A 25,411-nucleotide genomic window follows, 5' to 3' on the forward strand; every position below is an offset into this window, starting at 1 on the left:
GCGGAGGCCGGCCATGTACGGCGCTCTATGGTTGGATGCAGCGCCTTTATCCAATCTAGGCCGGCCGCCAGCAATCGTCAATACCAAGTTTCTATTTTCGGAACTACTTGTATCTTTAATCGGAACATCTCTATCATGGCTCCGACCGAAGAACTCAGGAGACCGCCGTGATGGAACTCGCGCTCGACCGACCGGACCGCAAGGTGTCCGTGCGCTCGGTGTTCGGCATCGATTCGGACCTCGAAGTCCCCGCGTTCGACACGCGCGACGACCACGTGCCGGAAATCGACGGCGCCTACCGCTTCAATCCGGACGTGACGCTCGCGATCCTCGCGGGCTTCACGCGCGACCGCCGGGTGATGGTTCAGGGCCTGCACGGCACCGGCAAATCGACGCACATCGAGCAGGTCGCCGCACGCCTGAACTGGCCGTGCGTGCGGGTGAACCTCGACGGCCACATCAGCCGGCTCGACCTCGTCGGCAAGGACGCGATCGTCGTGCGCGACGGCCGCCAGGTCACCGAATTCCAGGAAGGCATCGTGCCGTGGGCGCTGCAGCGGCCGATCGCGCTGATCTTCGACGAGTACGACGCCGGGCGCCCCGACGTAATGTTCGTGATCCAGCGCATCCTCGAGCGCGACGGCAAATTCACGCTGCTCGACCAGAACCGCGTGATCCGCCCGCACCCGTACTTCCGCCTGTTCGCGACGTCGAACACCGTCGGCCTCGGCAACCAGACCGGGCTCTACCACGGCACGCAGGTGCTCAACCATGCGCAGATCGACCGCTGGAACATCGTCGCGACGCTGAACTACCTGCCGCCGGACGAGGAAGTCGCGATCGTGCTCGCGCGCGTGCCGGCGAAAAACCACGACAAGGGCCGCGAGCTGGTCGCGGCGATGGTCGCGGTCGCCGACCTCACGCGCAAAGGCTTCGCCGCCGGCGACCTGTCGACGCTGATGTCGCCGCGCACCGTGATCACCTGGGCCGAGAACTGCGAGATCTTCCGCAATCCGGCGCTCGCGTTCCGGCTGTCCTTCCTGAACAAGTGCGACGAAGTCGAGCGGCCGATCGTCGCCGAGTATTACCAGCGCTGCTTCGGCGACGAGCTCGAAGAATCGTGGATGCGTGCGCCGGCGGCACTGTGATGCCGAGCGCGCAGCAGGCGGCGCGGCGCCAGCAGAAAGTCGAGGAGCTCTGTGCCGCGACGCTGCGCGCGCTGACCGGCGATCCCGCACTGCACTACCGCGGCCGGCGGCTCTACGCCGGCGAGCGCCGCGTGCCGCTGCACGCGCCGCAGCTCGCGGTCGATCCCGCTGTCGACGGCTTCGCGGACTGCCGCGCCGCGGCCGACGGCGCCGCGCTGCGCCTACTGCATTCGGACGCCGCGCTGCACGCGAGCCTCGTGCCCGCCGACCCGGTCGAGCGCCTCGTGTTCGAGCTCCTCGAGCAGTTGCGCGTCGAGACCCTCGCGCCGGCCGCGATGCCCGGACTCGCGGCGAACCTCCACGCGCGCTTCGACAACTGGTCGCGCGCGTTCTACCGCTCCGGCCTCACCGAAGGCAGCGTCGGCATCCTGTTGTACACCGTCGCGCAGATGTGCTGGTCGCGGCTGAACGCCCGGCGCGTGCTCGAAGAGACCGAGGACTACATCGAGAGCACGCGGATGTCGCTCGTGTCCGCGCTCGGCACTGCGCTCGCCGGCCTTCGCCGCGAGCGTCACGACCAGCGCACGTATGCGCCGCACGCGCTCGCGATCGCGCGCGTCGTCGGCGAGCGCGTGCGCGCCGAGCAGGCCGCGGCCGGAGACGACGACGCCGACGCGAAGGACGACGATGCGAAGCGCGGCTTCGCGCTGCTGCTCGACTTCGACGACGCCGACGACACCGGTGACGGCATCGCCGCGGCGACGACCGGCGCGAGCAAGGTGTTCGAGGACGCCGCGCTCGCGTACCGCGTGCATACGACGCGCTTCGACACCGAGCTCGCCGCCGGCACGCTATTGCGCCGCGCGCTGCTCGCCGAATACCGCGAGCGGCTCGATCGGCGCGTCGCCGAGCAGGCGGTGAATCTCCCGCGCCTCGCGCGCCAGTTCGCCGCGGTGCTCGCGCGCCCGGCGCAGGACGGCTGGCGCTACGGCGAGGAGGAAGGCCGCATCGACGGCCGCCGGCTCGCGCAGCTCATCAGCTCGCCGGCCGAGCGCCGCGTGTTCCGGCGCGAACGCTTCGTGCCGCAGGCCGACTGCGTCGTCGGCTTCCTGCTCGACTGCTCGGGTTCGATGAAGACGCATATCGAGCCGGTCGCGGTGCTGCTCGACGTGCTGATCCGCGCGCTCGGAATGATCGACGTCGCGACCGAGCTGCTCGGCTTCACGACCGGCGCGTGGAACGGCGGCCGCGCGTACCAGGACTGGACGAGCCGCGGCCGGCCGCCGCACCCGGGGCGCCTCAACGAAGTCTGCCACCTCATCTTCAAGGACGCCGGCCGCGCGTGGCGACGCGCGCGTCGCGACATCGCCGCGCTCTTCAAGGCCGACCTGTTCCGCGAAGGCATCGACGGCGAGGCGGTCGACTGGGCGTGCAACCGGCTGCTCGCGACGACCGCGTCGCGCCGCATCCTCGTCGTGATCTCCGACGGCTGCCCGTCGGACAGCGCGACCGGACTCGCAAATGATCCGTTCTACCTCGACAATCACCTGAAGGACGTCGTCGCGCGGCGCGAGCGCGAAGGCGCGGTGGAGGTCCTCGGGCTCGGCGTCGGGCTCGACCTGAGCCCGTTCTATCGCCGCAGCCTTGCGACCGACCTGACGCAGGGGCTCGACAACGCGCTCTTTTCCGACATCGTGCAACTCATCGGCGGGCGTCGCAAACGCTGAGCGCACCGCCGTCACAGGAGGCAGAACCGCAATGGCGAAAACCCGGATGGTCGTGCAGTTCGGCATGGGGACGTCGATCCGCAGCCGCAACTACACCGAAGCCGCGGCGCGCGCGATCCGCGACGCGCTGTGGCACAACTCGCTGAACGTCGCCGACGCATTCGGCTTCCCGCGCGAGGCGATGCTGATCGACGTCGAGATCGGCGTGCAGCAGCCCGAAGCGGTCGACGCGGAGGCGCTGCTCGGCGTCTTTCCGTACGGCCGGCCGTCGATCTCCGTCGTGCGCGGCGGCCTCGACGTCGCGAAGCCCGACGGCAGCACCGTCACCGTCGTCGCGAACGCCGCGGTGGTCATGTCCTTCGACCTGGAGCGCGCCAATGACTGAAAGACGCTTGATTCTCGAGCTCGGCACCGGCAACGACCTCTACGGCGGCGACTACACCAAAGCGGCGTGCCGCGCGGTGCAGGACGCGCTGCACCACTCGTCGCTCGTGCTGTTCCGCACGCTCGGCTACGACCCCGCGCAGATGCGTGTCGAAGTGACGATCGGCGTGCAGGCGCCCGACAAGGTGGACACCGCGGTCGTCGCGGCGGAACTGCCGCGCGGCCGCCCGGAAGTAACGGTGGTATTCGGCGGGCTCGACGTGCATGACGCCGCGCTCGGCACGACATTCGTTGTCGCCACCGCCGCGGTCGCAGCCTTCCTGCCGATCGAAGCGTCGGACTGGCGCCTGAGCGCACTCCCCGACGCGGATTGAACGCTCAGGCGGCGCCGCCGAACGCACCGCGCCGCGCCGCGCGCCGACCTTCGCCCCGCCGGTCCGAGTCGCGGACCGCTGACGCACCGAGCCTCGCATGGTCGTCCGCCGACAGCCGGAGACCGCGCGCCGCAAGCCGCCCAAGCGTCGCATCGAGTTCCCATGGCGCCGCGATCATCCGCTTCTTGCCGCTCTGCATCTCGGCGTGCAGCCAGTATCCGTCGGCCTCGCCGGCCGCGCGCAGGTAGAGCCGCGCGACGTTTTGCGGCTGCGCCTCGACCCACGCCAGCCCTTCGCGCTTGCGCCGCCGGCCGGCCGCGTGCGAGAGCGCCAGCGCAGCGATCACCGCAGCCGCGGCGACGATCAGTTCAAACATCGGATTCTCCTTTCGCGAGAAGCGCCCCTCGGCGGCAAGCGGAGGCAACGCGGACAGAACGGAGAATAAGCCCGGCCACAGTTATAAGACGCCCATATCCTTAGCGCTTGTTTTCATATTAGCGGTCCAGCGTCGGCATACGGCTGCTCGCTCGGCTGGCCTGCCGCGGGGTGACGTGACCTGGCCTGGCCTGGCCTGGTCTGGCCTGGTCTGGCCTGGTCTGGTCTGGACTGGCCCGGTCTGGCCTGGGCTGGCGTGGCATGCCATGGCGATGTCCAGCGTAGGCGAAGCGCACCGCAAGACTCAGGAGGGGGGCGGTCACGCCTGCGCACCCGGAAAAGCCGAGCCTCTTCTCGTGGCGCAGACGCGAAAACGCCGGGAGACCGAAGTCCCCCGGCGTCACCCACGCCGGCCGCCGCAACGCCGCGGCCGCCCCGCGAGCGTCCTCAGTGCCCCGCGAACGCCGGCTTCAACTGCGCGACTGCCCGCTTCCTCCGGCCGATCCACGCCGCCGACAGCGCGCTGACGAGGCCGGCGAAAAGCACGTACGCGCACACCAGCCACGGCTCGCCGCCGCCTTTTTGCAGCAGGTAGGTCGCGATGATCGGCGTGATCCCGCTCGCGAAGATGCCCGAGAACTGATAGACGAACGAGATGCCCGAATAGCGGACCTTGGCGTCGAAGAGTTCGGCGAACAGCGCCGCTTCGGGGCCATACACCGACGCGTAGAACACACCGAACGGGATGATGATCGCGAGCCACACGGTCAGCATGTCGGCGCCGCTGTGCTTCATGAACCAGAAGCCGGCGAACGCGGACAGGCCGGTCAGCAAGGAGCCCCAGAAGTAGATCCGGGTGCGGCCGATCTTGTCCGACGACAGGCCGGTCAGCAAGGAGCCCCAGAAGTAGATCCGGGTGCGGCCGATCTTGTCCGACAGCCGCCCGAACAGCGGGATCGTGAAGATCATCACCAGCGCGGCCGCCATCACGCCGAGCAGCGCGTCGGTGCGGCTCAGGTTCAGCGTCTGCGTCAGATACGCGATCGAGAACACGCCGAACACGTTGAAGAACACGCCGTCGATGTAGCGCGCGCCCATGCCGGCGAGCACGTTGCCCGGATACTTCGTCACGACTTCCTTGATCGGCAGCTTGATCTCCTCGCCGCCCTGCTTGACCTTCGCGAACTCGGGCGTCTCCATGACGTTGAGGCGGATGTACATGCCGACCGCGACGAGCAGGAAGGACAGCACGAACGCGACGCGCCAGCCCCACGACAGGAACTGCGCCTCGCTCATCGCCGACGACAGCGCCGCGACGACGCCCGACGCCATGCACAGGCCGAGCGCGAGGCCGATCTGCGGGATGCTCGCGTAAAAGCCGCGCTTTTCCTTCGGCGCGTACTCGAACGCCATCAGCACCGCGCCGCCCCACTCGCCGCCGAGACCGATGCCCTGCGCGACGCGCAGCAAGAGCAGGATCACCGGCGCCCAGATGCCGATCTGGTCGTAGGTCGGCACGAGCCCGATCAGCACCGTCGATACGCCCATGATCAGCAGCGTCATCACGAGCATGCTCTTGCGGCCGAGCTTGTCGCCGAAGTGGCCGAAGATCACGCCGCCGAGCGGCCGGCTGAGGAAGCCGACCGCGAACGTTCCGTACGCGAGCATCGTCGAGACGAGCGGATCGGAGGTGGGGAAAAAGAGCTTGTTGAAGACGATGCCGGCGACGACACCGTACAGGAAGAAGTCGTACCACTCGATCGTCGCACCGATGAGGCTCGCGGTGACGACCCTACGTACTTCCTTCGAGTTTGGGGTTGCAGAACGCCCGGTTGCAGAACGGCTCATGTTTGTCTCCTCTGCACTGCTTTTATAGGGGGTGGTACAGGGTTCTTCAGACCAGCGTGGGTTCCCCGCGTGTGACGACCGCAGCGGGCCGCGCGTGCGCGTCGGCGAGGATCATGTCGGCGGCCTTTTCCGCGATCATGATCGTCGGCGCATTGGTGTTGCCGGACACGATCTCCGGCATGATCGACGCATCGACGACGCGCAGCCCGCCGAGCCCGTGCACGCGCAGCCGGTCGTCGACGACCGCCATTGCGTCGTCGCCCATCCGACAGGTGCCCGCGGGGTGGTAGATCGACTGGCTGAAGCGGCGCGCCGCGTCGAGCAGCTCGTCGTCGCTGCGGAAGTCCGCGCCCGGGACGAACTCCGAGATGATGTGCGGGCGCAGCGACGGCGCCTCGGCGATGCGCCGCGCGACCTTGATGCCCCCGACCACGACCGAATGGTCGCGCTCGTCCGACAGGTAGTTCGGGTGGATCGCCGGGTAATGCAGCGGATCGGCCGAGCGGATCGCGACCCGGCCGCGACTGTAGGGCCGCAGCTGGCACACCGACGCGGTGAAGGCGGAGAACCGATGCGCGCCTTCGCCCGGCTTGTCGGCGCTCAGGGGCTGCATGTGGAACTGGATGTCGGGGCGCTCGACGCCGGGGGCCGAGCGCGTGAAGATCGCGACCTGGCTCGCCGCGAGGGTCAGCGGACCGCTGCGCGCCACCATGTACTGCAGGCCGATCCAGAGCTTCTGCATCGGGCTGTTCACCTCGTCGTTGAGCGTGCGCTGGCGCGTCTTGAACACGAGCCGCACCTGCAGGTGGTCCTGCAGGTTCTCGCCGACGCCGGGCAGGTGATGCACGAACGGCACGCCGACCTCCGCGAGGAGCGCGCGCGGCCCGATCCCCGAGCATTGCAGGATTTGCGGCGAACCGATCGCGCCGGCAGCGAGGATCACTTCCCGTCGTACCCGGACCTGCCGCAGCTGGCCGCCCTGACGGAACTCGACGCCGACCGCGCGCCGGCCGTCGAACAGCACCCGCGTCGTCTGCGCGTGCGTCTCGACGACGAGGTTCGGGCGCTTGCGCGCCGGGCGCAGGAAAGCCTTCGCAGTGCTGCAACGGAACCCCTTGTAGGCGGTCTGCTGGAAATAGCCGACCCCTTCCTGAGTCCCGCCGTTGAAGTCCGGGTTGAACGGAATGCCGATGTCGCGCGCACCGGCGATGAAGAGGTCGGCGATCGGCCGCCGCAGCCGCAGGTCCGACACTTTCAACGGCCCGCCGACGCCGTGGAACTCGGACGCGCCGCGCTCCTGGTCCTCGGACTTGCGGAAATACGGCAGCACCTCGTCGTAGCTCCAGCCCTTGTTGCCGAGCGCGGCCCAGCGGTCGTAATCCTCGCGCTGGCCGCGCACGTACAGCAGGCCGTTCAGCGAGCTCGATCCGCCGAGCACCTTACCGCGCGGCCACTGCAGCTTGCGCCCGGCGATGCCTTCGTCCGGTTCGGTGACGAAGCACCAGTCGAGCTTCGGATCGTGCATCGTCTTGAAGTAGCCCACCGGGATGTGGATCCACGGGTTGCTGTCGGGGCCGCCGGCCTCGAGCAGCAGCACGCGGACGTTGGCGTCGGCGGACAGACGGTTCGCGAGCACGCAGCCCGCTGAGCCTGCACCGACGACGATGTAGTCGACTGTCTCCTGCATCGCTTTTTGTCTCCTGGTTGTACCGGGCGTAGAGGATGGCTCGCCTCGCCACCGGTATTTATAATTTATGAAACGCCGCGTTTCACTTGCGTGCGTTTCAACTATTCGGCACGGTGCAAGCCGGAGACAACAACGAAATGCATCGGGGACATCAAGTGAAACGAGCTTCGTCCGATCCGTTTCAAAATCGCGCCGCAACATCGCCGGATGACGGCTTCGACGACGGCGACTCGTCCGACGGCGGCGCTGAAGACGTACGCGTGCTGCGCGCGCTCGGCGTGCTGGAGCACCTGTCGGCGTCGGCTGAGCCGCTGACGCTCGCGGCCCTCGCGCCGCGGCTGCGCGTGCCGAAGCCGACGCTGATGCGGCTGCTGCGCGCGATGGAAGAAGCGGGCTATGTGCTGCGCGCACCGGCGGCCAGCGGCTTCGTCCCCGGTCCACGCGCGGCCGCGCTCGCGCTGCGCACGCTGCGCGGCCCGGACCTGCGCCGCCACTGCCGCTCGATCCTGCGCCGCCTCGTCAGCCGTCTCGGCGAGACCTGCAACCTGACGATCCCGCACGGCGCGCGCGTGCTCTACGTCGAACGCGTCGAGACGAACGAGCCGCTGCGCCTGCACCTCACGCCGGGCAGCTGGGTGCCGCTGCATTGCACCGCGAGCGGCAAGCTCTTCCTCGCGTCGATGTCGCTGCTCGAGCGCCGGCGCACGCTCGCGCACCTGCCGCTGACGCGCGCGGCGCCGCGCACGCTCGTCGACCGCGACGCGCTCGAGGCCGAACTCGACCGCCTCGGCGGCCTCGGCATCGGCATCGACAACGAGGAGTTCGTGCGCGGCATGATCGCGGTCGCGGTGCCGGTGTTCGACAAGGAGCGCAAGGTCGTCGCCGCGGTCGCGTGCCACGTGCCGACCGCGCGGCTGTCGCTCGACGAGCTGCTGACCTGGGTGCCGCAGCTGCGCACGGCCGCGGACGAGATGGCGACGGTGCTGTCGCCGGCGTGACGACGCCCGGGACGGCCGTCAGGCCGCGAAGTCTTGCAGCGAGGAGACGACGAGGCTCGCGCCGATCGCGACGAGCGTCAGCGACGCGATGCGGCGCATCGTGCGCGGCGCGAGCGCCGGCGGATAGCGCCGTCCAGCGAAGGTCGCGAGCGCGACCAGTGGCAGCGCGAAGGCGGCGAGCGTCAGCATCTCGTCGTCGAAGCCGCCCTGCGCCGCGGTGAACAGCGAACGCGTACCGGCGGTCACCGCGAACAGCAACAGCAGCATGTTGCGCACCGCGGCCGGCTCCATCGGCTGGCGGTAGAACTGGAAGATCAGCGGCGGCCCGGCGATGCCGAAGAGACCGCCGCTGAGCCCGGACAGGAAGCCGCTCGCGAAGAAGCTGCGCTCGGGCGACCGCGCCGCAAGCGTCGCCGGACGGAACGAGAACGTCACGCTGCCGTGCAGGATCACGACGCCGAGCAGCAGCTGCAGCAGGTTCGATGCGGCGCCGCTCAGGTAGTCGAGCAGCAGCACGCCGGCGACGATCGCCGGCAGGATGCCGAGCGATGCCGCCGCCGCCGCGCGCCAGTCGATCAGGTGCAGCCGGCCGGGCAGCGCGAAAGCGGAGTTCGCGACCGAGATCAGGCTGACCACGGCGGCGACGGTGGCGAGCGACGCGAGCCCGAAGCCGCTCGTCGCGCCCATCACGATCATGCCGAGCCCGAAGCCGGTGACGGTCTGGAAGTAGGTCGCGAACGCGGTGACCGCGAGCAGCGGCAGCAGGGTCTCGAAGTTCATGGCGCTGGCGCGGACCGCTTCACGCGCTCACGGCACGCGGCGCCTGCGCGTCGCCCGCCGCCGCTTCGGCATCGCACCGCCGTGCCTCGGCCGCGTGCCCCTGAACGACCGTGACCGCGATCACGTGGAAGACGTCGTCGGCGCTGCAGCCGCGCGACAGGTCGTTGGCCGGCTTCGCGAGTCCCTGCAGCAGCGGCCCGATCGCGACCGCGCCGCCGACGCGCTCGGCGAGCTTGTAGCCGATGTTGCCCGCCTCGAGGTTCGGGAACACGAGCACGTTCGCGCGACCGCCGACCTGCGAACCGGGAATCTTGCGGTTCGCGATCTCGGCGACGATCGCGGCATCGAGCTGCACGTCGCCGTCGATCGCGAGGGCGGGCCGCTGTTCGCGCACGCGGCGCGCCGCGGCGGCAACCTTGTCGACCGCGGCGTGCTTCGCGCTGCCGCCGGTCGAAAACGACAGCATCGCGACGCGCGGCTCCTCCATCAGCAGGCTGCGTGCGCTGTCCGCCGCAGCCATCGCGATCTCCGACAAGGCTTCGGCGTCCGGATCGACGACGAGACCGCAGTCCGAGAAGATCAGCCCGCCCTTCAGGCTGTGGAACGGCTCGCACAGCATCATCAGGAAGAAGCTCGACACGAGCTTGAACGACGGGTCCGGCCCGACGACCTGGATCGCGGTGCGGACGACATCGGCGGTCGTGCGCACTGCGCCGGCGACCGAGCCGTCCGCATGGCCGAGCCGCAGCATCAGGTTCGCGAAGCACAGCGGATCGCGCACGGCGCGGCGCGCATCGTCGAGGCTCATGCCCTTGTTCCGCCGCAGCGCATGCAACGCATGCGCGAATTCGGGCGCGAGCGGCGAGTCGGCCGGGGCGACGAGTTCGATGCCGCCGAGGTCGATGCCTTCCGCGTCCGCGCGCTGCCGTATCGCCGTACGCTCTCCGACGACCGTGATGTGCGCGATGCCTTCGCGCGTCGCGCGCGCGGCGGCCGTGAGGATGCGGCCGTCGTCGCCCTCGCTGAGCACGATGCGCCCGGGTGTGTCGCGCGCCTGGCCGATGATCCGGTTGATTGCCTTCATTCGATCCATCCTGAAAAGAGGCCGGAACGGCGGGGGTGGGCGCCGTTCCGGCCGAAGCTCAACCCCGCGACATCGCCGGGGCGGAGGAGGGAGCCTGGTTAATCCGGCAAGGAACAGTCCCGGGGACTAGCCCGTCGACGCCGTTCCGAACCGCGCCGTCGAAGCGCCGCCAATGTCCTTCGACAGGCTGGGCGCAAACCCTTGTATGCGATTGCCGCTTCAACAAATCCGCGCGTTTACCGCATCGCGGCAAGCACGCACGAAACCGGTGGCGAAGGTTCCGGCCGACCAGCATCCGAGGTCGCTGCAATCTCTATTCATCACGGATCTCCTTCGTCGTTTTTCTTTATTTGATACTTTTCGTTCCGATTTTCGAAACTCTAGACAAATCTAAGGGGTCGCTCGGCGCGCGTCAACTCTTATTTCCATAAAACGGGACGCGGTATATTATTTAGTGAAATACAACGACAGGAACCCACGCCATGAAGACCACGGCAAACTTGCGCGCCGAACCCGGACGCCTCGACGGCGACACGCCGACGATGCGGCTCTTCAGCCTGCTGGAAGTGATCGCGCAGAAGGATCAGACCTTCTCGCTGCAGAACCTCGTCGAGGAGACCGGCCTGCCGAAGCCGACGCTGCACCGGATGCTGCAACAGCTCGAATCGGAAGGCATGATCCAGCGCGAAGGCGACGGCCGCCACTACAGCACCGGCGTGCGACTGCGGCGGCTTGCCGAGACGCTGCTGCTCAACAGCACGACGCACGGCGCACGCCACGTCGTGCTGCGCCAACTCGTCGAGGAAGTCGGCGAAAGCTGCAACATCACCGCGTTCTCCGGCAGCGAAGTGATGTACCTCGACCGCCTCGAATCGCCCGCGCCGCTGCGCTTCTACCTCCACCCCGGCTCGCGCGTGCCGGCGCACTGCTCGGCAACCGGCAAGCTCTTCCTCGCGCAGATGACGCCCGCACAGCGCCGCCGCCTGCTCGCGCACGCGCCGCTCGAGAAATTCACCGCGAACACGATCACGGAGCTCGACGCCCTCGAGCGCGAGATCGAAGACGTCAAGCGCAACGGCTACGCTCTCGACAACGAAGAGTTCCTCCCCGGCCTCCAGTGCGTCGGCGTACTGGTGCCGTCGAAGGGTCGCCACTCGAACATGGGCCTCGCGATCCAGGCGCCGATCATGCGCTTCACGCGCGAGAAGGCGCTGCAATACCTGCCGGCGCTCAAGCGCGCGGCCGAAGCGCTCGCGAGCATCGAGCGTGACGACAGCAGCGAGCGCGCACGCGAAGAGGCTTGACCGGCCACGTCGCCCCGGCTGCGACGAGGCCAAGTGCGCTGCAGCATCCGGCGCGGTGGCTGTCCCTCCTGCGATCGTTTTCCGAGCGTCGCGCGGCCGCCGGGGCGCGCACCGACTTCGGCTGCGCGAAAACCGAGCCGGATCAGTTGCGACATTCAAATTCTGGGAGCCGCCCCGGCTCGCGCTTTTCGTCAGGAACGCGCCGGCAAGGCAGTTGCGGGCTCGTTTCCAATCCGAGAACGACAGCACTGACGAGGATCAGTCCGATCAGGCTGCGCTCGCTCTCGAGCCGGGCCCCGGCGCGCTCGCGCCAGGGCAAAGGGGGGTTGAGGACGAGTTCCATGATCGTTTCGCGATCAGCTGCTTGAGTCGTTCGGCACGGGGTTGGTACTGGCCGGCTCGCGCTTGTTCCGGCGCAGCGAGAGCACGATCGAAGTCGCGATGATCGTGGCCACGACGCCGAGCGAGACGGCCACCGGGATCTTGATCAGGTCGATCAACAGCATCTTGACGCCGATGAACATCAGCACGATGGCCAGGCCGTACTTGAGCAGCGAGAAGCGGTCGGCCATGTCGGCGAGCAGGAAGTACATTGCGCGCAGACCGAGGATGGCAAAGACGTTGGACGTGAGCACGATGAACGGATCGGTGGTGATGGCGAAGATCGCGGGAATCGAATCGACGGCAAAGATCAGGTCCGACAGCTCCACGAGAATGAGGACCAGGAACAAGGGGGTCGCGTAACGGACGGCGCGGGACACACCGTCGATGGTTTCCTCGCGCATCACGAAGAAACGCTCGCCGTCGAGTTTTTCCGTGATCTTGAGGTGCCCCTTGAGCCAGTTGATCACCGGATTCTTTGCCAGGTCCGGCTTCTCGTCGGCGAACCACCACATCTTGATGCCGGTCACCAGCAGGAAGGCACCGAAAACGTAGAGCAGCCAGTGGAACTGGGCGATCAGCCAGACCCCGGCAAAGACCATGACGGTGCGCATGACGATGGCGCCGAGGATGCCGAAGAGCAGGACGCGCTTCTGGAGTTCGAGTGGCACCGCGAAGAAGCCGAACAGCATCAGCCAGACGAAGACGTTGTCGATTGCCAAGGATTTCTCGATCAGGTAGCCGGTAATGAACTCGAGCGACTTGGCATTGGCGACCTCACGCCCCGCGGCGCCGTCGAGGTAGAACCACAACGCACCGGCAAAGGCCAGCGAGACGCCGACCCAGATGCCCGACCAGGTGGCGGCTTCCTTGAAGGACACGCGATGCTGTTTGCCGCCGCCGACTACAAACAGGTCGATTGCCAGCATGACCAAGACGATGGCGAAAAACGCCATCCAGAGCCAGGGGGTGCCGATGCTTTCCATGATGGTTGCTCTTTCGCGTCAGTGTTCGGTGAATCGATATCAGGCAAAGGCGGAGGCCGGGGCCAATTGCCAGCGCCGTAGCTCTTCTCCTCAAGCGGCCAAACGGGACGGTTCCGGCGCAAGTGGGCCCGCCGTGCGGTCATCGGTTGTTCCGGCCAGTCGCTCGTGGGCGTAGGCACACGCCAGAACGAGGGGAAGGCTTTGTTGTTCTGCGACTTTTTCCACCACGACGGCGGGTATTTCGCAAAAAGCGAAGCAGTCATCGAGGGTGATCATTTTTCGTCTCCAGATTTGATGTCGGTGTGAAATCCGTACCCGACGAAGCGAACTCTAGGCGGACAGACATATCGAATAAATGGATTCATATAGATAGGTCGCTTCCAAAAACTGGGAATGTTGCTGTGCACCCCGCCGACCTTAACTTTCGTCATCTGATGTATTTCTGGATGGTTGCCAAAGAAGGCAGCATTACGCGGGCAGCCGAGCGTTTGGGCTTGTCGGTGCAAACGATCAGTACGCAGTTGGGGCAACTGGAGCGCCAGCTCGGCTATTCGCTGCTGGCCCCGCAAGGCCGCTCGCTGACCCTCACCGACGCCGGCCGGACCGCGCTGGGGTACGCCGAGCAGATCTTCCACCTGGGCGCCGAGCTGCGCCGCGGCCTTGCCGAAACCCGAGCGGCGAGGCCGCATTTCACGGTCGGGGTGACAGACGCGGTCCCGAAACTGCTCGCCTTCCGGCTACTGGCCGCTGTCATGCGAGCGCCGCTGTCGGTGCGGCTGGAATGTCGCGAAGGCAATTTCGACAACTTGCTGGGCGAGCTGGCCTTGAATCGCCTCGATCTGGTGATCGCGGACCGATCGGCGCCACAGCTCGCCAATCTCAAGCTGCATTCACATCTGTTGGCGACGGAAGGAATCGATCTTTATGGGACCGATGACTTCCACCGGGTCTATGCCGCAGGTTTTCCAGGAAGCATCAATGGCGCGCCCATCCTCCTGCCAATACGCGGCGATCCCTTGCGCCCTGCGATTGATGCCTGGTTCGAAGCCCGGGACTTGCGGCCGGAGGTCGTGGGCGAGTTCAGCGACAGCGCCTTATTGAAAACTTTTGGTCGGGCGGGCGTGGGATTGTTTCCGGCACCGGCCGGCATGAGCGAAGAGATTGCGGCGCAATATCGCGCCCGACCGATCGGAAAGCTGCAGGGCGTGAGCGAGACCTGGTACGCGATTTCAACGCAACGGAGAATTCAACACCCGGCGATCAGCGCCATTGTGGCGGCTGGACAGAGCAACTTACCGACATGATCTAGACGGCGTGCCGCCCGGTGGGGGCGACGATGAAGCGATCGCCCTTGTCGGCTCCGGCAGGGCAGGCCGAGTCAATCAGCCGATGCACGATGCGCTCGACGCCGCGCTCGCCGGCCGCGCACACCTCGCCGTCGAGCTGTCGCGCGATTCCGCCGAAAACCGCGACTGCGCGGGCGGCGAGCGGAGTCGCCTCGCCGCGCAGACCGCGCAGGTAGCCGCTGCCGTCGAATTTCTCGTGGTGAAACTCGATCATTTCACGGGCCGCCGCAAGCCAGCTCGACCGGCGGGTGATTTCGATGCCGAGCGCGACGTTGTTGCACACGACGCAGAACTCGGCTTCGCTGAGCGGCGTCGGCTTGTGCTGGATCGCATCCGGGATCCCGATCTTGCCGACGTCGTGCAGGAACGAGCCGGCCAGCAGCGCCTGCAGCTGCGGGCTCGACAGGCCGAGTGCCTCGCCGACGCGAGCTGCGTCGTAGGCGACCCGATAGTTATGGGCGTTGGTTTCGGCGTCGCGCTTGCCAATCGCAGTGCTGAGGACGTCTGGATGCGAACAGGTGGAATCGCTCTCTCGTTTTCGGCGGTGTATTCCCGATTTGGGACGCGTTTAGACGATGTTCTACGGGCGCCTCAGCATCTTGCAGATGCGTTTTTCGTACCAATTCCGGACGAAAAGAAAAAGGCCATCCGGAGATGGCCTCAGTCTTTGAAATGCTGGCGCGCCCGAGACGATGAAACTGGGCACTGGCTCGAGGTCATCTCGGTTACGTGAGCGGAACGCATCCGTCAGATTGCAATGAAAGTCCCCTCCGTATAGAAGACGCACAAGCTATGCTGCGGCGATACCAACGAAGCATCTGACCGACAGACGGTATCCCGCACCCATGACCAGCCTCCCCAACGGCCTCTACGATCTGCTACTTGACGGCCGCATCCGCGAACTTGCGCTGCAGCTACGCGATGCGGGCCACGCCGACGTTGAGCGTCTGACCGGCGAGGCCCGCCGCCGCCGGCTCGTCGAAGTGCTCGCCCGACTACTGCCCGATCTGCTCGAAGAGGCGACCGACGCCGAAGACGACATCGCACGCGAGCAACGAGAACTTGCGCTTATCAACGGCCTGCTTACCCACCTGCGACGCGGCGATGCCCCCGCAGGGGAGTGGACTGCGCCGGTACTGGCGCTGCGCTCGATCTATCGTGCAAATGCCCGCCCGGCACAGCCTCCAACAGGCTTGCTCGCACCGTGGCTGTTCACTGCCAGCCGCGCCGACCCCTCGCTGTTCGCCGAACTTCGGGCCGAGCTCAGCTCTGCCGATCACGTAGACATCGTCGTCAGCTTCATCACCTGGAGTGGGCTGCGCAAACTCCTGGACGTGCTCGAATCCGTCACCGCGATCGGGGCCGACGGCCAGCCGCGCACGCGGCTACGCGTCATCACGACCACCTATACCGGCGCGACCGAAGCCCGGGCCGTCGAGAGGCTCGCGGCCCTGCCAGGCGTGGAACTGCGTATCTCCCTCGACGGCCGCCGCAGCCGCCTGCACGCGAAGGCCTGGCTGTTTCACCGTGCGACCGGCTTCGGCACCGCCTTCGTCGGCAGCGCGAACCTCTCCGCGGCCGCGCTGCTCGGTGGCGTCGAATGGACGGTCAAGTTCACACAGGCCGGGCAAGCGGACCTCTTCGCCGCCGCCGAAGCACATTTCGAGACGCTCTGGAACGATCCTGAATTCCAGCGCTTCGATCCTCACGACGACACGCATCGCCTGCAACTGCGCCGCGCGCTGCAGCAGGCCAAGGGCACGAACACCGAACCCATTGCCACCCCCACCTGGTTCGACCTGCAGCCGAAGACCTACCAGCAGGCGATGCTCGACCGCCTCGCCGCCGAACGCCGCCACGGCCGCACGCGCAACCTGGTCGTCGCCGCGACCGGCACCGGCAAGACCGTCGTCGCGGCGTTCGACTACAAGCGCCTGTGCGAGCAGCAGGGCGGCAAGCCGCGTCTCTTGTTCGTCGCGCATCGGGTCGAGCTATTGCGGCAGGCCATCGAGACCTACCGCCAGGTGCTGCGCACCCCCCCGCCTTCGGCGAGCTCCTGGCGGACGGCAGCCAGCCCGACAGCAGCGAGCACCTCTTCGCGACCATCATGTCGGTCGCGGCCCGCGATCTGCTTGCAGGCCACGGCGCCGACTACTGGAACACCGTCGTCATCGACGAATGCCACCACCTGCCGGCGAGCCAGTTCGACGCCTTCGCGAGCACGATCCGCCCGCGCTTCCTGCTCGGCCTCACCGCGACGCCCGAGCGCGCGGACGGCCGCTCCGTGCTGCAGTACTTCGATGCGCGCCCCGACGGCAGTCCGGCGGTCGAACTACGCCTGTGGGACGCGCTCGACCAGCAACTCCTCGCGCCCTTCGAGTACTACGCGAGTACCGACAGCACGGACCTCAGCCGCATCCGCTGGAATCAACCCGGCGAACTCGCCCAGCTCGCCAACGTCATCAGCGGCAACGACGCGCGCGCCCGTCTGGTGGTCCACGCTATCGAGCAATACGTCGCCGACCACGGCGCCATGCGCGCGATCGCGTTTTGCGTCGACATCGCCCACGCGAATTTCATGGCCGAACGGCTCACCAAGGCCGGGCTCCCGGCGCTCGCGATCACCAGCCAGACACCACGCGACGTACGCGAACGCGCCCCGCAAGACCTCGCCGCCGGCACGCTGAAAGTGCTGTGCACCGTCGATCTCTACAACGAGGGCGTCGACATCCCGGAAGCCAACACGCTGCTGCTCCTGCGCCCGACCCAGAGCCCGGTCGTGTTCCAGCAACAACTCGGGCGCGGCCTACGCCTCGCCGACGGCAAGGAGAGCTGCCTCGTCCTCGATTTCGTCGGGCGGCTACAAGACGATTTCCGCTTCGACCTGCTGTATCGCACGATTACCGGCCTCAACCGCCAGCAGCTCATCGAAGCCGTTGAACAGGGCTTCACGACGCTGCCACCCGGCTGCCACATCCAGTTCGACCGCGTCGCGCGCGATGCCGTCCTGCGGAGCCTCCGCCAGATCAGCAACCAGAACTGGCGTCGCCTCACCGCCGAACTGCGCTATTACGCCACCACCCGCCGCGGCGCGCCGCTGGCGCTCGCCGACTTCGTTCGCGACCAGTGCCTGGACCTCGAAGACCTCTACGGCAGCAATCCCGGCTGGACTGCGCTGTGCCGCGCCGCCGGCCTCGAACACTCCGCGCCCGACCCCGACGAAATCTACCTCGGCAAACACTTCGCGGCACTCCTGCATATCGACGATCCGGAGCACCTCCGGATCCTGCGCCGCGTCGCAGAAAACCCCGGCGACCTCGCCGGCCAGCTCACGCCCATCGAGCGCGGCCGTCTGCAAATGCTCGCCTACCAGCTTTTCAGCGACCGCAGCGCGCTGATGGACGTCCCCGCCTTCCTCGCCCGCATGGCCGACAACCCCGCCATGTGCCGCGAACTCGGGGAACTCGCCACCTGCCTCGACGAGCGCGCCGACCTCGACCCGGAGCCTCTCCCCGGCGCCCCCGCCGACTGGCCACTCACCCTGCATGCCGCCTACCAAATCCGCGAAATCCTCACCGCCGTCGGCTGGCTCACGCCGCAACGCCGCGCCCCCTTCCAGGCCGGCGTGCTGGCGCGACCCGAGCACAAGACCGAACTCCTGTTCGTCACCCTCGACAAGCGCGACGGCTTCAATGAACGCATCGCCTATCATGACTACGCAATCAGCCCCGAGCTTTTCCACTGGCAATCACAAAACTCCGCCGGGCCGGACACGCCGGCCGGGCGCCGCTATTGCGAATCGCCGGGCAATGGATGGCAATTCCAGCTCTTCGTGCGGAAAGCGCGCGGGCAGGCGTATCGGGCCCTGGGGCCAGTGACGCAGGAGCGCTGGGAGGGGGATCGGCCGCTGTCGATTACGTGGCGGTTGGAGCGGGCGTTGCCGGTGGGGTTGTTTAGGCGGTATAGCGTCTTACGGACGTAAATCTTTATCCGTCCGTCTGTCGGTCCTGTTCTGAGAGGACCACACTCGGACGACCCCATTATAATTGCATACCTCAAGGACAAGAGATAAGCTAAAAGATTCGTGAACCTATGGGGCGTTTGTCTGTGATTCCAGAGTCGATAGCTCAGCAGGTATTGCCTGCGTTGAAAGCAGGACGGTATTCGTTACTGATTGGCGCAGGATTTTCTGCAACTAGCAGCAATGCGAAAGGCGAGCGCCTGCCAGTCGGAAATCAGCTCGCAACCGAGATTGCCAACCATTTCGATCTCCCCGACAGCTACCCACTCGCACAGATTGCTGACAGCGCGCCGAAAGATGAGTTACAGAGTTTCCTGATTTCTAGATTCTTTGGCTGCAAAGCCTCAAGATCAGCCACCTTGGTCTCATCGTTTGTATGGCGTTCGATTTATACGTTAAATATCGACGACGTCCTTCACGACTGTTACTCCGGACAGGAGTGCTATCAAAATCCGATATTTCTAACATTCAAGGATCTATACCAGCGACCGGAGGATCCGGAGGATGTTATCGTCGCTCATCTACACGGATCCGTTAAGACACCTCAAAACGGCTTTGTGTTTTCGCTACCTGAGTACGGCGATGCGAGCGCTGCAGGATATACGTGGTTTAACGTCTTGGCAGACGAACTCACCGAACAACCGTTCATAATCATCGGATGCTCACTGGCAGAGCCGGATATTGAGGCGCACCTCGCCCGACGAAAAGGCATCCCATCAGAAGCGCAGCAAACCGCTCCATCGCTTTTTATTACGAAACGTATGGACAAGGTATTGGAACAAACCTGCAAAAAATTTGGTTTGATTCCCATTGAAGGTGATGCGGATTCATTTCTGTCTTACCTTAATTCAGAAGCAGGTCAACGCAGTCGTCCACTTGACCTTCTCGGTGTAAAGGCTGATGTACGTACCTTTCTTGAAAGCACAGGAGTTGAACACCGATCAGTAAGAATCTTTTTTAGGCAGTGGTTCGTTGTCGATGAGAAAGATCTCCCGCAACCGATCGATTCAATTCCCCTGTTGGCCGGCGCAGAACCGACGTGGAGTGCCATTTCGGGTGGCGAGGATGTTATTCGAGAATGCGTCCCCCGCCTTATGTCAGAGGTTGAGCACTGGAAGAACAAGGGCGGAATCGCAGTTTCTGTCTTGGAGTCTCCTGCGGGGGAGGGGAAAAGCACGGTTCTCTATCGCACAGCACTGGAACTAGCGAAGCTCCAGACAAATATATTCTTCTTCTGTGCAAGAGAGCGTCTTGTGGATGAGGATGCGGCTAAAGTCCTTTCCCACCTAAACACCCCCGCGGTACTTGTAGTTGACAATATTGCCGATCACGCGCCGCAAATCGCCGCATTGCTCGAAAACCTAGAGCAAAAGAAGACCCCATGTTTTGTCCTTGGTGCTTCACGCCGTGGACGTTTAGCACACTTTGATACGGTCTGCTCACGGTTTAAGCCCAGAGAGGGCAACTTGAAAGGGCTTAGCGAACAAGAAGCACTCGCTCTTGTGCAGCGGCTTCGTGATGCAGGCCGACTTGGAAGCAATGCCGGCATTTCAAACACAGAATTGGCGAAGCGAATTCGATCGAAGCATCTAATCGCATCCGTGGCAGAGGCTGGCGACGGAGTCGCCCAATTTGACCACCTACTCCGAAGCGAGCTAAGTGGGCTGTCCAATGAAGGACAGATTATTTATAGGCTGGTAGCTCTTGCGCACAGCACAGGCCAGCCGATCAAAGTTTCACTCCTGCATCGAGCCTCAAAGATAGGCACCAGCACTTTCTTCTCCAGCCTTCACGGGGAATTAAAGGGAATTGTTCATTACGTAACGACAGAGTATATCGAGAGTCGACATCGAGTTGTGTCTGAACACATTGTAAAGTGCGCAGATGAGGCTACTCGATATGAACTACTTGTTAGACTTGTTTCAGCCATTGCACCGTATGTCAGCCGACGAACTATCATGCGAGGGACGCCAGAGGCCCGACTTTCTGGAAGGCTTATGGATTTCGACGACTGCATAAAGCCTCTCGTTGGGATGAAGGCAGATGCATTTTATGAACACATTCGTCCTGAATGGGAATGGAATAGTCGATTCTGGGAACAACGCGCATTGCTCGCATTGTCATCAAATGTTGACCAGGCGATCGTGTGGGCAAAGCATGCCGTAGGGATTGAAAAGCATCCTCATACGCTTACAACTCTTGCCAAGGTTATTTTTAGATCAGCTGAGAAGGCAACAAGCTATCGGGAAATAGAAACTGCAGTATCGGATGCTCTGAGTGTCGTCGATGATGCACTTGCCGCGTCGAGTCAGCGCAAGAGGCCGGAGATTCACCCTTTCGATGTTGCAGTTCGAGGTGTCAAGAACGCAATGAGAAATTATGCATCTTTAGGCCGTAGAAATTTCCCTTCTGAATTCGTGGAGCACGTCGAGCGTATTATTGATGCAGGGGAAAGGGAACTTGGATTCACTCAGACCCGCGCGTTGCGCAGTTTGCTGGAAAGCTAGGATCGAGTCGACGGGGGCTGGAGATGTTCACTGCTTTTCGTACCAGGCTGACTGGTTTCGGCAAGTAATCCGGGCTACACATTCAGGAGATGGGCGGCACCTTCCGCCCATCTCAACGTCCCATGATGCTATCCCAGGGCATGTTCGATCTCCGGCAACACAAGCTCCCACGACTGACACTGCAAGCCCTGCTCGTCTTCCCTCGCGTGGCGCACCAGCATCGCCCCAACTCGCACCGCGACGACCTCACCAACAGGCTGCCGAAACTTCGATGACATCCGGCCAACCACCGCGCCCGACGCATCCGTGATCTCCCAACCTGCCCTGCCATCGCTTCGCGGGCGCAGGACAAGCGGGCTTCCAACATCGAGCGCCACCAGCGCTCGGTGAATCGGCGCCGAGGGCGCGAAGCGCCCCGGCCACGACAGCACGACCTTTTCCGGATCGGCGCACGAGGTCCGATGCGCCACGCCCAAGTTCGGCGGCAACGCCTCCGGCCGCGAACGCAGCACCAGCCCCTCTAAATCGCGCACGAACGGATGCTGCCCGCCGACCACCTCGCACACCGTCAGCGACTTCCGAGCCCGCGTCATCGCAACATAGAACAGCCGCCGCTCGTCGTCCCCGCGCCCCTGCCACCCGCCGCCGTCCAGAATCAGCACGTGGTCGAACTCCAGGCCCTTCGCGCGGTGGGCGGTCATCAGCACCAGCGGGGCATTGGGGCGGGCGTCGGCAGTGGGTTTGCCGATCGCGCCGAAGTCGTAGAGGGATTCGATGAGGTCGTCGACGACGAGTTCGCGGCCGGGGGCGGTCGAGTCGGCATCATTGATGAACTGCGCAAGTGCGGCGCGCTGGGGGTGGTCGATGAAGCCATTCGGCGGGGCGTGGAAGCGGCACCGGAACCAGCGAGACAGGATGCCGGATCGGATCAGCACGCGCCGGCGTTGGACGCTGCGGCGCTGGCCGCGCAGTAAGGTCGCGAGGGCGTCGCCTTCGCGCGTCTGGTGCAGGCTGACGCCGGCACTGTCCCGCAGCAGCCGAACGGGGATCCCGCGCAGGCGGCATAGCGCGGCCATCGGTTCGAGGTCTTCCCAGCGGCGCGCGATGGCCGCGAAGCGGCCCCATTGGCCGGCCTCGCCGCCCTTCGCGATCAGATCATGCACACGCTGCAGTTCATCGAGCGCGACCTGCACTTCCTGATACGGGTTGCGCGGCACTTCGAGGACGTGGACGCGGCCTTCCGTAAGTGGATCGAGCGCGGCGTACTCGCCGCCGTCGGGCTGCTCGCGCCGGGCGTGGTTCACGCGAATCGCCTGCCCGGCCTTCATACGGTCGCGGGCGCGTTCGATGACACGGTTTGCGCAGTGGGTGATGTGCTTGGTCGAGCGGTAGTTCTCGATGAGCGCATAGCGGCGCGCGGCGTAGTCGGTTTCGAACTGGCGGATGTAGCGCACGCTCGCGCCGTCGAAAGCGTAGATGTTCTGGTCGTCGTCGCCGACCACCATCAGCGAGACGCGGTCTTCCTCGGTCTGCAAAGTGCGTCCGGCGACCGCGCTGATGAGCTCGTAGTGGTCGCCGTTGATGTCCTGGTATTCGTCGACGAGCAGAAAGCGCGGGCCGGAGAGCAGGCGGTCGCGGACGATGGAGGGGCCGACGCTCGCTTCCGCCCCTTCGGCCGAGGCCGGGCCCGCACCGGAATCCTGCTCGGCGGCGCGCAGGCGGCGGGTAGCCTGGCGGATGACCTCGCGGAAGTCCACCGCCTCGCCGCGCTCGATGGCGACGGCGTAGCTGGTGCCGGTGAGGCGCATCGCGAGCCCGTGCAGCGTCTGCACCGCGACGCCGGCGGCGTCCGCGCCGACCAGCGCCCACAGGCGGCGGCGGATCTCGTTGGCGGCGGAGCGATTGTAGGCGAGCACCATGATCGCTTCGGGCAGCACCATGCATTCGCGCAGCAGCCACGCGACGCGATGCACGATGACCTTGGTCTTGCCGGCGCCCGGACCGGCGAGCACGAGGTGGTTGCCTTCGAGCGGTGCGGCGACGATGGCCTGCTGCTCGGGGTTGGCGAGCTCGGTGAGGATGCGGCGGTGCGCGGCCTCGGTGGTCGCCATTTCGAGCACGTCCTTGCGCCCGGCGAAGTAGCGCCGCACGAACTCGGCGCGGTCGAGGCTGAAGTAGTCGACGATGAAGGCCATCGCCGCCTGGACCTTGCGGACCCCGAGCTTGGCGTACTCGGCCATGACGTGCACCTGGACGATCTTGTCCTTGTAGTGCAGCGCGAGCTCCGCGTAGTCGGACTTCTTGAACTGGCGGCGGCGCGCCTCGGCGTTGAGTTCGATGCTCATCGCGGAACGGAACACGGCCTTGCCGCGCGCGAGGTGCAGTACCTCGTTGGCGTCGAGGTAGAGCAGTGCCGCGGAGAGGGCGACGTCCCATTTTTCGATGTCGAGATCGGCGAGCGTGGTGTCGGCCTGCAGCGCGGCTTCGAGCTCGCCCTGCTTGGCTGTGACGAGCAGCGTGTTGCCCTGCCGGCGGCGCTGGAATTCCTGCACGAGCGCGCGGGCGAGGCGCATGCGCCGTTCGCGGATGATCTCGATGTCCTTCCAGTTGCGCAGGAGCTTCAGATAGCGGCTGTCCGCGGTCTGCGGACGCAGCGCGAAGAAGCCGCGATGGGTCGCGCCCTCGCCGAAGGGTTCGGCGAAGGACTTGAGCAGGCGCGTGAGCTTGTCCGGGTCGAACTCGACCTGCGCATCGCGCCGCAGCGTGTCGCACAGGCGGCGCACGTTGAGGATCTGCCAGCCCTCCTGATCTGCGTCGGGCGCCTCTTCGCGCAGGTTCTTGAGCAGGGCGTCCTCGATGCGCGCGAGCTCGTCGAGGCGCTGCGCCGTGTCGGGCTCGCGGTAGAAGGTCACGCCGATCTCGGTGTCGTTCGACAGCAGCTTCCAGCGGTCGAGTTCGCGCAGCATGTGCTGCAGGGTGCGCGAATCCTTGCCGGTCGCGAGCATCAGCTCGTCGGTCGACAGGCCCTCGTCGGCGTCCGCCTGGATCAGGATGGTGAGGATGCGCACGTAGGGCTCGATGTCGGCGTCCGCGCCGAGCTTCTTCCTCAGGATCGCGCGCGCCTCTTCCTCGGTCGCGACGAGCAGGCTGCCGGGGAAGACCCGGGTGTGGTTCTCGTGACGTTCGAGGAGACGCGCTTCCTCGAGCCAGGCGACGGCGATGCGCACCTTGGTGTCGGCGTCGCTCGCATCCGGGTCGATGCGGTGCGCGTCGGGGATTTCGAGCAGGATCTCGCCGCTGGTGACCACGACCTGGCCTTCGCTGCGGTCCTTGCGCTCGATCGCGCGCAGCGCCTTGAGGATCGCGCCGATGTCGTGCTGCGTGAGGCGGGAGTTCCTCAGCAGACGGAACTGGACGTCGAGGTCGGCGTCGTCGTAGAGCAGGATGCAGCGTGCCGGCGCCTGATCGCGCCCCGCCCGGCCGGCTTCCTGCAGGTAGTTCTCCAGCGAGCCGGGGGTGTCGAGGTGGATCACGAGTCGCACGTCGGGCTTGTCGACGCCCATGCCGAAGGCGTTGGTCGCGGCGATCACGCGCAGCGTGCCGGCGAGGAAGGCTTCCTGCACCGCGCGCTTGTTCGCCGGGAGCATGCCGCCGTGGAAGAAACCGCAGTCGAGGCCGGCGTCCTTGAGGAATTCTGCGACCTCCTCGACCGTCTTCTGCCGCGCGCAGAACACGATCGCGCCGCCTTCCTCGCGCAGGGCGTACTGCAGCAGGTGCAAGGTCTCGGCGTACTTCGCCTGAGCCGGCACCGTCCTGACCTCGTAGCTCAGATTCTCGCGGCTCACCCCGCCTTCGAGGCGATCGAGCACGACGCCGAGGCGCTTCTCGAAATGCGCGCAGATGTCATCGACGACGTCCGGCTTGGCGGTCGCGGTGAAACCGAACACCGGCGAGGGCCCATCCTTCCGGTGCTTCTGGCACGCCTTGATGAAGCGCGACACGTAGAGATAGTCGGGGCGGAAGTCGTGCCCCCACTTCGACAGGCAATGCGCCTCGTCGAACACCCAGGCGCCGATTTCGCGGTGCATCAGCGCGTTGGCGAAGGCGACGCTGCGGAACTGCTCGGGCGCGACGAAGATCAGCCCGAGGTCGCCCAGGCGCAGCTTGTCGAGCATCACCCGCCGCTCCATCGGGTTGAGCAGGCTGTTGAGGTAGCCCGCGCAGGTGATGCCACGCGCCTCGAGGTTGTCGACCTGATCCTTCATCAGCGACTGCAGCGGCGAGATCACGACCGTCAGGCTGCCGTTACGGTAGTAGCGCGCTAGCAGGGTGTTGATTTACGATAAATCCTAGTATTGGCGGGTATTTCAGGGCTGATATAATTCCATTCGAATCAACAAATCAATAATCTCGATGCGTGGCACCGACCACAAACAGAACGCTCTGTTCAGTTACGTCAAT

Annotated in this window: 18 protein-coding genes and 1 pseudogene; 9 read left to right on the forward strand and 10 right to left on the reverse strand. The window is 65.5% G+C overall.

The annotated features are described in order from the left end of the window. Positions 1-170: 170 nt before the first annotated feature. Genes ROZ37_RS07385 through ROZ37_RS07400 form a run of 4 tightly spaced genes read left to right on the forward strand, consistent with a single transcriptional unit; the run spans position 171 to position 3,633 of the window. Positions 171-1,148 (forward strand): AAA family ATPase, encoded by a 978-nt coding sequence (locus ROZ37_RS07385; RefSeq protein ID WP_409449939.1) that lies wholly within the window; start codon positions 171-173, stop codon positions 1,146-1,148. Continuing rightward, entirely contained in the window at positions 1,148-2,875 is a 1,728-nt protein-coding gene (locus ROZ37_RS07390) for a cobaltochelatase CobT-related protein (protein WP_312658590.1), read from the forward strand. Before ROZ37_RS07385 ends, ROZ37_RS07390 begins: the two co-directional genes overlap by 1 nt. Positions 2,876-2,906: 31 nt before the next feature. Continuing rightward, positions 2,907-3,260 carry a Lin0512 family protein gene (locus tag ROZ37_RS07395; protein WP_312658591.1) on the forward strand — a complete coding sequence of 118 codons (354 nt, stop codon included), beginning with the start codon at positions 2,907-2,909 and terminating at the stop codon, positions 3,258-3,260. Then, positions 3,253-3,633 carry a Lin0512 family protein gene (locus tag ROZ37_RS07400; protein ID WP_312658593.1) on the forward strand — a complete coding sequence of 127 codons (381 nt, stop codon included), beginning with the start codon at positions 3,253-3,255 and terminating at the stop codon, positions 3,631-3,633. Before ROZ37_RS07395 ends, ROZ37_RS07400 begins: the two co-directional genes overlap by 8 nt. A 4-nt stretch (positions 3,634-3,637) precedes the next feature. On the opposite strand, the gene ROZ37_RS07405 is transcribed toward ROZ37_RS07400, so the two are convergent. The 3 genes from ROZ37_RS07405 to ROZ37_RS07415 form a co-directional block, all read right to left on the reverse strand. Then, the gene (locus ROZ37_RS07405; RefSeq protein ID WP_312658594.1) at positions 3,638-4,009 is read right to left on the reverse strand and encodes a hypothetical protein; all 372 of its coding nucleotides are present in this window, start codon (positions 4,007-4,009) and stop codon (positions 3,638-3,640) included. Between the two features lie 446 nt (positions 4,010-4,455). Continuing rightward, positions 4,456-5,856 carry an MFS transporter gene (locus ROZ37_RS07410; protein WP_312658595.1) on the reverse strand — a complete coding sequence of 467 codons (1,401 nt, stop codon included), beginning with the start codon at positions 5,854-5,856 and terminating at the stop codon, positions 4,456-4,458. A gap of 46 nt (positions 5,857-5,902) precedes the next feature. Then, entirely contained in the window at positions 5,903-7,543 is a 1,641-nt protein-coding gene (locus ROZ37_RS07415) for a choline dehydrogenase (RefSeq protein ID WP_312658596.1), read from the reverse strand. A gap of 155 nt (positions 7,544-7,698) precedes the next feature. Here ROZ37_RS07415 and ROZ37_RS07420 point away from each other — a divergent pair, with 155 nt between their 5' ends. Continuing rightward, complete coding sequence (locus ROZ37_RS07420) at positions 7,699-8,541, forward strand: IclR family transcriptional regulator (protein WP_312658597.1); 843 nt, start codon at positions 7,699-7,701, stop codon at positions 8,539-8,541. Positions 8,542-8,559: 18 nt separating this feature from the next. Here the strand turns inward: ROZ37_RS07420 and ROZ37_RS07425 are convergent, their stop codons facing one another. Next, entirely contained in the window at positions 8,560-9,321 is a 762-nt protein-coding gene (locus ROZ37_RS07425; RefSeq protein WP_312658598.1) for a sulfite exporter TauE/SafE family protein, read from the reverse strand. 19 nt (positions 9,322-9,340) lie between these two features. Further along, on the reverse strand, positions 9,341-10,405 hold the full coding sequence (pta, locus tag ROZ37_RS07430) for a phosphate acetyltransferase (protein WP_312658599.1): 1,065 nt from the start codon (positions 10,403-10,405) through the stop codon (positions 9,341-9,343). Positions 10,406-10,887: 482 nt separating this feature from the next. On the opposite strand from pta, the gene ROZ37_RS07435 reads away from it, so the two are divergent. Beyond that, the gene (locus tag ROZ37_RS07435) at positions 10,888-11,709 is read left to right on the forward strand and encodes an IclR family transcriptional regulator (RefSeq protein ID WP_312658600.1); all 822 of its coding nucleotides are present in this window, start codon (positions 10,888-10,890) and stop codon (positions 11,707-11,709) included. A gap of 142 nt (positions 11,710-11,851) precedes the next feature. Here ROZ37_RS07435 and ROZ37_RS07440 read toward each other — a convergent pair whose 3' ends face one another. The 3 genes from ROZ37_RS07440 to ROZ37_RS07450 all read right to left on the reverse strand — a co-directional run bounded on the left by ROZ37_RS07440 (position 11,852) and on the right by ROZ37_RS07450 (position 13,352). Beyond that, positions 11,852-12,052 (reverse strand): hypothetical protein, encoded by a 201-nt coding sequence (locus ROZ37_RS07440; protein WP_312658601.1) that lies wholly within the window; start codon positions 12,050-12,052, stop codon positions 11,852-11,854. 13 nt (positions 12,053-12,065) lie between these two features. Next, complete coding sequence (locus tag ROZ37_RS07445) at positions 12,066-13,076, reverse strand: TerC family protein (protein ID WP_312658602.1); 1,011 nt, start codon at positions 13,074-13,076, stop codon at positions 12,066-12,068. 90 nt (positions 13,077-13,166) lie between these two features. Beyond that, entirely contained in the window at positions 13,167-13,352 is a 186-nt protein-coding gene (locus ROZ37_RS07450; RefSeq protein ID WP_312658603.1) for a hypothetical protein, read from the reverse strand. A 125-nt stretch (positions 13,353-13,477) separates the two neighbouring features. Here ROZ37_RS07450 and ROZ37_RS07455 point away from each other — a divergent pair, with 125 nt between their 5' ends. Further along, positions 13,478-14,380 (forward strand): LysR family transcriptional regulator, encoded by a 903-nt coding sequence (locus ROZ37_RS07455; RefSeq protein ID WP_312658604.1) that lies wholly within the window; start codon positions 13,478-13,480, stop codon positions 14,378-14,380. A 1-nt stretch (position 14,381) separates the two neighbouring features. Here ROZ37_RS07455 and ROZ37_RS22080 read toward each other — a convergent pair whose 3' ends face one another. Then, positions 14,382-14,972 carry an HD-GYP domain-containing protein gene (locus ROZ37_RS22080; protein WP_409449941.1) on the reverse strand — a complete coding sequence of 197 codons (591 nt, stop codon included), beginning with the start codon at positions 14,970-14,972 and terminating at the stop codon, positions 14,382-14,384. A 295-nt stretch (positions 14,973-15,267) separates the two neighbouring features. On the opposite strand from ROZ37_RS22080, the pseudogene ROZ37_RS07465 reads away from it, so the two are divergent. Further along, positions 15,268-18,404, forward strand: a pseudogene (locus ROZ37_RS07465) (DUF3427 domain-containing protein). Positions 18,405-18,514: 110 nt separating this feature from the next. Beyond that, positions 18,515-20,950 carry an SIR2 family protein gene (locus tag ROZ37_RS07470; protein WP_312658606.1) on the forward strand — a complete coding sequence of 812 codons (2,436 nt, stop codon included), beginning with the start codon at positions 18,515-18,517 and terminating at the stop codon, positions 20,948-20,950. Between the two features lie 128 nt (positions 20,951-21,078). Here the strand turns inward: ROZ37_RS07470 and ROZ37_RS07475 are convergent, their stop codons facing one another. Then, positions 21,079-25,287: a RecQ family ATP-dependent DNA helicase gene (locus ROZ37_RS07475; protein ID WP_312658612.1), complete on the reverse strand. Its 4,209-nt coding sequence runs from the start codon at positions 25,285-25,287 to the stop codon at positions 21,079-21,081. Between the last annotated feature and the right edge of the window lie 124 nt (positions 25,288-25,411).

Source organism: Aromatoleum sp. (assembly GCF_032027225.1).
Classification (GTDB): domain Bacteria; phylum Pseudomonadota; class Gammaproteobacteria; order Burkholderiales; family Rhodocyclaceae; genus Aromatoleum.

Bases quoted from the DNA above. Each gene is read 5' to 3' on its own strand.
- ROZ37_RS07470 (WP_312658606.1), top strand. From the start codon at position 18,515: ATGGGGCGTTTGTCTGTGATTCCAGAGTCGATAGCTCAGCAGGTATTG.
- ROZ37_RS07410 (WP_312658595.1), bottom strand. From the start codon at position 5,856: ATGAGCCGTTCTGCAACCGGGCGTTCTGCAACCCCAAACTCGAAGGAA.
- ROZ37_RS07395 (WP_312658591.1), top strand. From the start codon at position 2,907: ATGGCGAAAACCCGGATGGTCGTGCAGTTCGGCATGGGGACGTCGATC.
- ROZ37_RS07445 (WP_312658602.1), bottom strand. From the start codon at position 13,076: ATGGAAAGCATCGGCACCCCCTGGCTCTGGATGGCGTTTTTCGCCATC.
- ROZ37_RS07405 (WP_312658594.1), bottom strand. From the start codon at position 4,009: ATGTTTGAACTGATCGTCGCCGCGGCTGCGGTGATCGCTGCGCTGGCG.
- pta (WP_312658599.1), bottom strand. From the start codon at position 10,405: ATGAAGGCAATCAACCGGATCATCGGCCAGGCGCGCGACACACCCGGG.
- ROZ37_RS07450 (WP_312658603.1), bottom strand. From the start codon at position 13,352: ATGATCACCCTCGATGACTGCTTCGCTTTTTGCGAAATACCCGCCGTC.
- ROZ37_RS07425 (WP_312658598.1), bottom strand. From the start codon at position 9,321: ATGAACTTCGAGACCCTGCTGCCGCTGCTCGCGGTCACCGCGTTCGCG.
- ROZ37_RS07385 (WP_409449939.1), top strand. From the start codon at position 171: ATGGAACTCGCGCTCGACCGACCGGACCGCAAGGTGTCCGTGCGCTCG.
- ROZ37_RS07435 (WP_312658600.1), top strand. From the start codon at position 10,888: ATGAAGACCACGGCAAACTTGCGCGCCGAACCCGGACGCCTCGACGGC.
- ROZ37_RS07400 (WP_312658593.1), top strand. From the start codon at position 3,253: ATGACTGAAAGACGCTTGATTCTCGAGCTCGGCACCGGCAACGACCTC.
- ROZ37_RS07440 (WP_312658601.1), bottom strand. From the start codon at position 12,052: ATGGAACTCGTCCTCAACCCCCCTTTGCCCTGGCGCGAGCGCGCCGGG.
- ROZ37_RS07415 (WP_312658596.1), bottom strand. From the start codon at position 7,543: ATGCAGGAGACAGTCGACTACATCGTCGTCGGTGCAGGCTCAGCGGGC.
- ROZ37_RS07390 (WP_312658590.1), top strand. From the start codon at position 1,148: ATGCCGAGCGCGCAGCAGGCGGCGCGGCGCCAGCAGAAAGTCGAGGAG.